Genomic DNA, 8,430 nt, shown 5'->3' with positions numbered 1-8,430 from the left:
CGGCGTCACACTGGCGGTGTGAGCGGCTTTCTTTTGCCTACTTTTCTTTGCCGCTGCAAAGAAAAGTAGGTGCCGCCCCGCACAGGGGCAACGCTCGCAGACCGACACGAAAACAAGGAAACGCCAAAACCCCCACCAAATCCAGCAAAAAAAATCAAAAGATTGCGAACGTAAAAAGCAGCCTAACTTTAACAGGGCACGACTCCGCAAACACATTTCACCAACACCTTCCACCATTGTGCGCCATACTTGATAACGGGCCGATTCAGGCCTCCCCGCCCCCTTTAACAAGGATGAAGCCACCATGTCACTTCGTATCAATGACATCGCGCCGAACTTCGAAGCGCGCACGACGCAAGGCACTATCGACTTCCACACCTGGATCGGCGATCAATGGGCGATTCTCTTCTCGCACCCGAAGGATTTCACGCCGGTTTGCACCACAGAACTCGGCTACATGGCAAAGATCGAACCGGAATTCACGCGGCGCAACGCCAAACTGATCGGCCTGTCCGTCGACCCAGTCGAAGACCATGAAAAATGGGCCGCCGACATCGAGGAAACCCAAGGCTCAGCCGTCAAATATCCGATGATCGGCGACACCGATCTGGCCGTCGCCAAGCTCTACAACATGCTGCCCGCCGACGCCGGCGAAACCAGCGAAGGACGCACCGCAGCAACCAATGCCACGGTGCGTTCGGTTTTCATCATCGGCCCCGACAAGAAAATCAAGCTGATGCTCACCTACCCGATGACCACGGGGCGCAATTTCGACGAAATCCTGCGCGTGCTCGATTCGATGCAATTAACGGCGCAATACAAGGTCGCCACGCCGGTTAACTGGAAACAAGGCGACGACGTCATCATCACGCCCGCCGTAAGCAACGAAGAAGCCGAAAAGTCCTTCCCCGGCTTCAAGACCATCAAGCCGTATCTGCGCACGACCCGTCAGCCTGGCTGACGCTGTAGAGCGGCCCGCGATGATTTTTCGCCAGCTTTTCGACCCTGCCTCGTCGACCTATACGTATCTGCTGGGCGACGCAGCCAGCGGCGAGGCGCTGCTGATCGATCCGGTCTACGAGCAGGTGCCGCGCGACCTCTCGCTCGTGCAGGAATTGGGGCTAAAGCTGGTGGCGACGCTCGACACCCACGTCCACGCCGACCATGTCACCGGCGCATGGCGGCTGCGCGAGCGCAGCGGCTGTGAGATCGCGCTCGCCGCCGTCGTGGGCGCCGAAGGCGTCAATCGCGCGCTGCGGCATGGCGATCGCGTGACGTTCGGTAAGCGGCATCTCGACGTGCGCGCAACACCAGGGCACACCAGCGGCTGCCTCACCTATGTGCTGGACGATCGCAGCATGGCCTTCACGGGCGACAGTCTGCTGATACGCGGGTGTGGCCGCACCGACTTTCAGGGCGGCAGTCCGGAGCAACTGTTTGCCTCCGCGCGCGAGCAGATCCTCAGCTTGCCCGACGATTGCCTGCTCTATCCGGCGCACGATTATCGCGGCATCACGGTCACGAGCGTAGCCGAGGAGCGGCGCTTCAATCCGCGCCTGGGTGGCGATGTCGATATCGGCGATTTCGTGGGTTATATGAACAATCTGAACCTGCCGCATCCGAAGCTGATGGCCGTGGCCGTGCCCGCCAATCTGCGCTGCGGCAAGCCGGACGGCGAAGCCCCCGCGCATGAGACGCCCGAATGGGCGCCGCTCACACTGCGCTTTAGCGGCGTGTGGGAAATCGAACCGATGGCGCTGCTGGAGCACGGGCACGAATGGCAGATCGTCGATGTGCGCGAAGCGCCGGAGTTCATCGATTGCCTCGGGCATTTACCCGACGCGAAGCTCGTGCCCCTTTCGCAGTTGATGGCGCGAATCGACGAACTCGATCGCGAGCGGCCTGTTGTGGCCGTGTGCCGTTCTGGCGTGCGATCGGCGCAAGCGAGCGTTCTGCTCGGCAAGGCCGGTTTTGCGCAGGTCGCGAATCTTGCGGGCGGCATGCTGCGGTGGCGGGCGGAGGGGTTGCCGGTAGCGTCGGATACGGCGGGATAGCCGCGCCTGGCCAGTTCACTTAGCTCGCCACTCACCTCGCCACTTACTTCGCCAGTTGGTGAAGCTCCGCGACGTAGCCGCCCGGGAATTCGACCATGGCCGTGCGGCCTTGCGTGTTCTGTGCGGGCGCGACGAGCACCTGCACGCCGGCGGCCTGTGCCTTCTGGAGCGTCGCGTCCAGATCGGCGACGCGGTAGCCTGTCGTTTCGCGACCATACGGATAAGGCAGCTTGCCGTCGGTCACAAACACGAGCATGTTGCCGAAGCCCGATTCGATACGCACGCGGCGAATCGTTTCGCCGTTCTTGCCGATTTCCGCGCCGTCCGCATGACGGTTATCGGACACGACCTTGCCGTGCGAGAAGTGCACAAAACGGCGAATGAAGTTCGATGCTTCGTACTTCGACACATAAACGCGGTTGTCCGGCACAAGTTCGAGCGGCGCATACGACGGTGCTTTGGTGTGCCAGTAAAGCTGCATCGTGAGGCCGCCCGGCCACTGGATGATCGCGTCCTTGCCGATCGGATCGTCGAACGGCTCGACGATCACGTCCGCGCCCGCCGCGCGCGCGGCGTGCACGGCCTTGTCGATATCGGTCACGAGATAGCCGGTGCGCTCGTTGCCGAAGGGGTACGGCACGGGCGTTTCGAAGGCGAACACCGAAAGCATGCCCACCGGCGTTTGCACGTACTGCGAAGCGGTTTTACTCGGTGTCGGCGTGACCGTGAAGACCGCCCGCGGCGAAGCCTTGCCGCCGAAGGTAGCAAGGAAGCTGCTGACGAAGGCGTCGAGGTCGGCGCTTGCCACGTATACGTGCGTCGTGTCGTATTGCGGGCCCACTGCCACCGCGGGCGTCTGCGCGGTCGTCGTGGGATATTGAGCATCGTCCGCGAAGGCGGTGGCTGCACCGAAGGCAAGGCCAAAAACCACCGAGGCGACGCATGAAGCGGCCGTCACGGCGCGCAAGGGACGGTTCAGGCCGAAGAGAGACATGTGCAGCTCCTGATAAAGAAGAGTAAGGATTTGCCGAACGGCGCGCTCATTCGCGGAGCGGGTCGTCCTCGCGCATCGGCTAGGGATTGCGCAGGCACATATGTGGGAACCCCGCGAGTGCACGGCTGTGAGCTTTTAATTCCGGCGCTGCGTTTATGTAATTCGGCGCTGGCGCCGGAAGAAATTCCATAGGAGCGCTGTCGCGTCAGGGCCGCGCGCCGAATGAAATGGCTCACTCGGATCACCGCCGCTCCACGCATGACCGAGTCCGCGCACGACACACAGCCGCACCACGTTGCGGCCGCCCTTCACATAATCGGTATAGTCCGCGCCATCGCGGCTATAAAACCGCTGCTCGCCCACGCGTAATTCGCCTTGCTCATCGACCAGCCGGTTCAGGCGCGCGAATTCAAGCGTCAATTGCTCCGCGTTGCGCTTTGCCACGACCGCATCGAGTTCGCCGTGCACGATCACGGTCGGCATACCGGGGTAGTGGCTCACGTTCACGCGCGCATCGATCAGATGCACCGGGTTTTCGCGCGTGCCGCGCCGCATCACGCTCATCGCCGTCATGGTGGACGTCGCCGCGCCGAACACCGGCCCCGAATGCAGCCCGATGGCCGCAAACAATCGCGGATCGGCAATAGCGAGCGCCGACGCAAGACCCGCGCCCGCCGAAATACCCGCGAGATAAACACGCTGCGCGTCGAAGCCATATTCTCCGACCATGGCTTCGACCAGCGAGGCGACCGCTGGCGCTTCTGTATTGTCGGGATCGTCGTGCCAATGCCAGCAGCCCTGCGCGTGGGCGGTTTTCGCCTGCTCCGGCAGCAGAACCGCGAAGCCGGCGCGCTCGGCGCGCTGGCAAATACGTGTGCCGCGCGCGAGCGATTCGGCGGTCTGCTTGCAGCCGTGCAGCATGACGACGAGCGGCAAACCAACAGTGGACGCACTCGATGCGGGCAAATACAGCGCGTAAGCGAGGTGATTGACGAGCCGCCCGGCTGTGGGCGCAGCGGAATGAAACGAGCGAAGCCAGCGCCCAGGTAATACCTTTCCCGGTGCTTTTGAACGTGACGCTTTTGAACGAGATTCTGGCGTTGCGCTTTTTGGCGCAAGGGATGTCGGAGAAACGGCCGCGGCGCGTTTTGCGCGCTTGACGGTAGCATTCGTGGAGATTTTGACGGCTGCGATTTTACGCCGCGTAGCCTTTTTCTTCGGCGGCGCCATGACGCTTGCGAGCAGGTCCAAACCTCGAAGCCAAACGTTGGATTTTTTCCTGGACATGGCGTGGCCGGTGACAGCGAAGCGGCGCGGCGAAAAACAAAGAGCCGCAAAGAGCCCGGACGCCGGCAATCAACGCCCGGGGAATTCAGCCAATACTGGAGTACGGTAAACCCAATCAGGCGGAATGCGCGCGCCGGTATTTCGCCGGCTCGCGCATTCCATGGCAAAGACCGGCTACGCCATTCCGGCGGCCGGCCTTGATGCCATTCAGGCTGCTGCGGCTGGAGCGGCTGCGGCTTCCACCGCGACAGCGCGCGGCTTGCGCGGCGCGCGCGTCTTTTTGGCGGGAGCGGCAGCAGCCTTGCGGCCGCGCGGCGTCACGTCCGTCTTTTTCACGGCGGCGGCCTTTTTAGCCGTCGCGCGCGTGGTCCCCGGCTTCGGGCCACGCTTCGCTCCGACGGTCTTGCCGGCAGCCTTCGGTGCGGCTGCATTCGCGCCATCGATCAGGAATTTCGAGCGGTCCTTCACATCACGGATCCACAGCGGCGCACGACCACGGCCAGTCCACGTCGCACCCGTTTTCGGGTCCGCATATTTCGGCGCAATGTGATGCACCGCGGCGCCCGACGCTTTTGCCGAGCCATTTGCCGCGTTCGCGCCCGGCTTGCGGCCACGCTTCTTGCCGACAAACGTTTCGATATCCGCCACGCTCAAACCATGCTTGTGCATCAGGTCGCGAATCTTCGCGAGGCCGACCGACGCCTGCTTTTGAGAAAGCGTTTCCGCCTGTTTTTGCAGCTTTGCGATCTTCAGGTTGATCGCGTCCAAAGTCACCATACTCACCTCCCTTATCGGATTTCGTCTCCAGACACTTGTGAAACTTCGTTTGCATGGCGAAGTTTGGCCTGGTCCATATCGGCAATTGCCATCGTGGCAACCGGATTATGGCGGTAAAGAGCCCGTAGGTGCAAACTCATTGGATGACATTCAGCAATTCGCAGGCCCAATAACGCCTAAATGACCAGGAAATTTTTCCAATCCCTTTCAACCGGTTACTCTCGCTCTCGCAAAAGACCCAATTCAGTGTGGGCGAAATGCTTTCGAACTTCAAGATACAGAGTTTGAAAAAATGAAACTCACTGGGCGGCCGCGCCGATCTACAAGACTCATGCACAAGGTCACGCCTCGCCACGCACGCGCAATTTTTGGCAATACAGCTAAAAGTCAGTTGTCTGGCAAAAGCGGAATGGGCGAGCGCCGACAAACAGGTTCCAGCATGGGACTCAATGTGCCGGCAAACGTTGTCCGCTCAGCGCGGATACATCGGATGATCTAAAATGCGCTTTGCGGATGGCGTTGCCGAGCGACCTCCGCTTTTCGATCGATTTTCGATTTCACTGACCGTTGTTGTTTTTTCACCCTGCAAGGCCCGACCGATCCTTGCATGCGATGCATGCGGTAAAGGCCTTGCGCGTCACTTTTCGTCGCTTCCGTTCGCACCATGCGACGCCATTGCGGCGTGCGTGCAAACCGTCCTGAACGGCACTCCCGTTCATTCCGAAGTCGCTGATTGGAGAAATGAAGGCCCGGTTTGCGCCTGCACCCAATGTGTTATCGATCACATTCCATCACATCAGTTCCGCCCCACGCTTTTAGACTGCGTCAGACCACGCTTTAGACACAACCGATGAATGCACCTGTAGAAACTCCCCTACGCGCCCAGGCTGCCGAAACCTTCGGCATGTCGCCGCCTATCGAGCCGCCGCACGGACTCGGTCTCGCCGAACTCTCGCTTGCGCTCGGCGGTTTTGCGATCGGCACGGCTGAATTCGCCGCCATGGGAATTCTCCCGGAAATGGCCGGCGATCTGCACGTCACGATTCCCGAGGCGGGCCATATGATCAGCGCCTATGCGGCGGGCGTCGTGGTCGGCGCGCCGCTCATCACCGTGCTGCTCGCGAGAATGCCGCGCCGCGCGCTGCTGATCGTTTTGATGCTGCTCTATGCGATCGGCAATGGCGCGACGGCCATTTTCCACAGCTATGGTTTCGCGTTCGCGAGCCGGTTTATTGCCGGCCTACCGCACGGCGCGTACTTCGGCCTCGCCGCACTCGCGGCGGCGGCGCTCGTACCGCCGCATAAACGCGGCGCGGCGATCGGCAAGGTCATGCTGGGCCTGAGCGTGGCGAACGTGATCGGCGTGCCCGCCGCCACCTGGCTCGGCCAGGCGCTGGGCTGGCAGGCCTGCTTCGCATCGGTCGCGGTCATCGCGCTCGTCACGGCGGGCATGATCGCGTATTCAGTGCCGACTTTGCCGATGTCGAGCAAGGCCAGTCCGCTCACCGAACTAGGGGCGCTAGGCCGTCCGCAGGTGCTGCTCACGCTGCTCGCCTCGGCGGTGGGTTTCGGCGGGATTTTTTCCGTTTACAGCTATGTGGCGTCCACGCTCACCCAGGTCACGCATCTGCCGAGCTATCACGTGCCCTGGGCACTCGCGCTAATCGGTCTGGGCATGATCCTCGGCAATATGGCCTGCGGCTGGTTCGCGGATCGCTGGCTCAAGCGCACCATGCTCGGCATGTACGCATTCACGGCGGTGGTGCTGCTGGTGTTCGTCGTCGCCGCGCCGCATCTGTGGCTGATGCTGCCGGTGTTGTTCTGCGTTGGCTTCGGCTCCGCCTGCACGCCGGCATTCCAGTCGCGTTTGATGGATGTGGCAGGCGACGCGCAATCGCTCGCAGCGGCACTCAATCACAGCGCGTTCAATATCGCCAACGCGCTGGGCGCGTGGCTGGGCGGCATCGTGATCGCCGCCGGTTTCGGCTGGCTCGCAACGGGCTGGGTCGGCGCGATTCTCGCCGCGCTCGGCATTGTCGTGCTGATGGTGTCGTTCTCGCTCGACCGCAGGAAGGCCAGGCAGGCGGCGTAAAACCCGGCGCAAAAAAAGCCGGCACTTGAAAGTGCCGGCGCGAATGAATCGATGGTTGTCGCGTCGCCGCGCTGCGCGGCCCGACCGCAATATTGCGGTTACTGCATGTGCTGGCCGCCGTTGATGGGGATATTCGCCCCCGTCACGAAACCGGCGCTATCCGAGCACAGGAACAGCACGAGCGCGGCCACTTCATCGGGATTGCCGAGACGGCCCATCGGGATCTGCGGCAGGATTTTCGAATCGAGAATGTCCTGCGGAATCGCAGTGACCATTTTGGTCGCCAGATAACCCGGCGAGATCGTGTTGACGGTCACGCCCTTGCGCGCTACCTCAAGCGCCAGCGACTTCGTGAAACCGTGCATGCCCGCCTTCGCCGCAGCATAGTTGGTCTGACCGACCGAACCCTTCGAGCCGTTCACCGACGAGATATTGATGATGCGCCCCCACGAGCGCTCCACCATGCCATCGCACAGCGGCTTGCAAATATTGAAAATCGAATCGAGATTCGTGCGCAGCACGGCGTCCCAGTTAACCTTGTCGAGCTTGCGGAACGTCATGTCGCGCGTAATGCCCGCGTTATTGACCAGAATATCGATCCCGCCAACTTCGCTCTGAATTTTCTGCGCGCCGCGCTGGCACGAATCGTAGTCGGCCACGTCAACCGAATACGCGTGAAAATCGCGGCCCGTTTCCTGCATACGCGCCAGCCAGTCCTTTGCCCCTGCGTTATCTGGCGAGTGCGTCACCACGACCTTGTAACCGGCATCGTGCAAACGTACGCTGATGGCCTCGCCAAGGCCGCCCATACCACCCGTTACCAATGCAATACGATTAGTCATCCTGTATATCCGCGAGAGAAGATAATGAATGTTTCTCGCAACGCCTGTTAAAAGGCGCCGCGTCTTACAAGGGCCGGAATCTTCGCATCGCTACGAAGACTGCCCGGCATGGATCGCGCGATTTTCTAGTTTGCATCAAAGTATGCGCGAACTTTCTGCTAAATCGCCTTCTGAATCTGCTGCATTTGTCCGCCGGTTAAAAGCCCCGGCGGACTTGACTCGTTGCCTGCACAAGCATCAGGCGCGTTCCAGCGCGAGCGCCACGCCCATGCCGCCGCCGATACACAGTGACGCCAGGCCGCGCTTCGCGTCGCGGCGCTGCATCTCATGCAGCAGCGTCACCAGAATCCGGCAGCCCGATGCGCCGATCGGGTGACCGATCGC

The 8,430-nt window shown here is 61.5% G+C and carries 8 protein-coding genes and 1 pseudogene; 3 read left to right on the top strand and 6 right to left on the bottom strand.

The genetic code is table 11. The annotated features are described in order from the left end of the window. The coding region (locus tag B0G62_RS32005) for a hypothetical protein (protein ID WP_208624264.1) at positions 1-306 on the bottom strand (306 nt) is incomplete at its 3' end. Between B0G62_RS32005 and B0G62_RS30880 the strand changes: the two genes are divergently transcribed. Continuing rightward, positions 305-961, top strand: coding sequence for a peroxiredoxin (locus B0G62_RS30880; protein ID WP_103707961.1), 657 nt, complete (start codon positions 305-307; stop codon positions 959-961). The two genes, B0G62_RS32005 and B0G62_RS30880, sit on opposite strands and share 2 nt — an antisense overlap. 19 nt (positions 962-980) lie before the next feature. Continuing rightward, on the top strand, positions 981-2,054 hold the full coding sequence (locus B0G62_RS30875; RefSeq protein ID WP_103707960.1) for an MBL fold metallo-hydrolase: 1,074 nt from the start codon (positions 981-983) through the stop codon (positions 2,052-2,054). Between the two features lie 43 nt (positions 2,055-2,097). Here the strand turns inward: B0G62_RS30875 and B0G62_RS30870 are convergent, their stop codons facing one another. The 3 genes from B0G62_RS30870 to B0G62_RS32560 all read right to left on the bottom strand — a co-directional run bounded on the left by B0G62_RS30870 (position 2,098) and on the right by B0G62_RS32560 (position 5,112). After that, positions 2,098-3,048 carry a VOC family protein gene (locus tag B0G62_RS30870; protein ID WP_181315677.1) on the bottom strand — a complete coding sequence of 317 codons (951 nt, stop codon included), beginning with the start codon at positions 3,046-3,048 and terminating at the stop codon, positions 2,098-2,100. A 153-nt stretch (positions 3,049-3,201) separates the two neighbouring features. Next, a complete protein-coding gene (locus B0G62_RS30865) occupies positions 3,202-4,335 on the bottom strand; it encodes an extracellular catalytic domain type 1 short-chain-length polyhydroxyalkanoate depolymerase (RefSeq protein ID WP_103707959.1) in 1,134 nt (377 codons plus the stop codon). A 207-nt stretch (positions 4,336-4,542) separates the two neighbouring features. After that, on the bottom strand, positions 4,543-5,112 hold the full coding sequence (locus tag B0G62_RS32560; RefSeq protein WP_103707958.1) for an H-NS histone family protein: 570 nt from the start codon (positions 5,110-5,112) through the stop codon (positions 4,543-4,545). An 850-nt stretch (positions 5,113-5,962) separates the two neighbouring features. Here B0G62_RS32560 and B0G62_RS30855 point away from each other — a divergent pair. Further along, the gene (locus B0G62_RS30855) at positions 5,963-7,204 is read left to right on the top strand and encodes an MFS transporter (RefSeq protein WP_208624263.1); all 1,242 of its coding nucleotides are present in this window, start codon (positions 5,963-5,965) and stop codon (positions 7,202-7,204) included. 98 nt (positions 7,205-7,302) lie between these two features. On the opposite strand, the gene phbB is transcribed toward B0G62_RS30855, so the two are convergent. Beyond that, positions 7,303-8,046: an acetoacetyl-CoA reductase gene (phbB, locus tag B0G62_RS30850; protein WP_103707956.1), complete on the bottom strand. Its 744-nt coding sequence runs from the start codon at positions 8,044-8,046 to the stop codon at positions 7,303-7,305. A 237-nt stretch (positions 8,047-8,283) separates the two neighbouring features. Then, positions 8,284-8,430, bottom strand: a pseudogene (locus B0G62_RS30845) (acetyl-CoA C-acetyltransferase); the annotation flags it as partial.

Source organism: Paraburkholderia eburnea (genome assembly GCF_002917095.1).
GTDB lineage: Bacteria > Pseudomonadota > Gammaproteobacteria > Burkholderiales > Burkholderiaceae > Paraburkholderia > Paraburkholderia eburnea.
The sequence above is the reverse complement of the archived record's forward strand: the minus strand, read 5'-3'. Positions and strand labels throughout refer to the sequence as shown.

What these genes read in the sequence shown, in the direction of transcription:
- B0G62_RS30880 (WP_103707961.1), top strand. Translation starts at nt 305, where the DNA reads ATGTCACTTCGTATCAATGACATCGCGCCGAACTTCGAAGCGCGCACG.
- B0G62_RS30875 (WP_103707960.1), top strand. Translation starts at nt 981, where the DNA reads ATGATTTTTCGCCAGCTTTTCGACCCTGCCTCGTCGACCTATACGTAT.
- B0G62_RS30870 (WP_181315677.1), bottom strand. Translation starts at nt 3,048, where the DNA reads ATGTCTCTCTTCGGCCTGAACCGTCCCTTGCGCGCCGTGACGGCCGCT.
- B0G62_RS30865 (WP_103707959.1), bottom strand. Translation starts at nt 4,335, where the DNA reads ATGTCCAGGAAAAAATCCAACGTTTGGCTTCGAGGTTTGGACCTGCTC.
- B0G62_RS32560 (WP_103707958.1), bottom strand. Translation starts at nt 5,112, where the DNA reads ATGGTGACTTTGGACGCGATCAACCTGAAGATCGCAAAGCTGCAAAAA.
- B0G62_RS30855 (WP_208624263.1), top strand. Translation starts at nt 5,963, where the DNA reads ATGAATGCACCTGTAGAAACTCCCCTACGCGCCCAGGCTGCCGAAACC.
- phbB (WP_103707956.1), bottom strand. Translation starts at nt 8,046, where the DNA reads ATGACTAATCGTATTGCATTGGTAACGGGTGGTATGGGCGGCCTTGGC.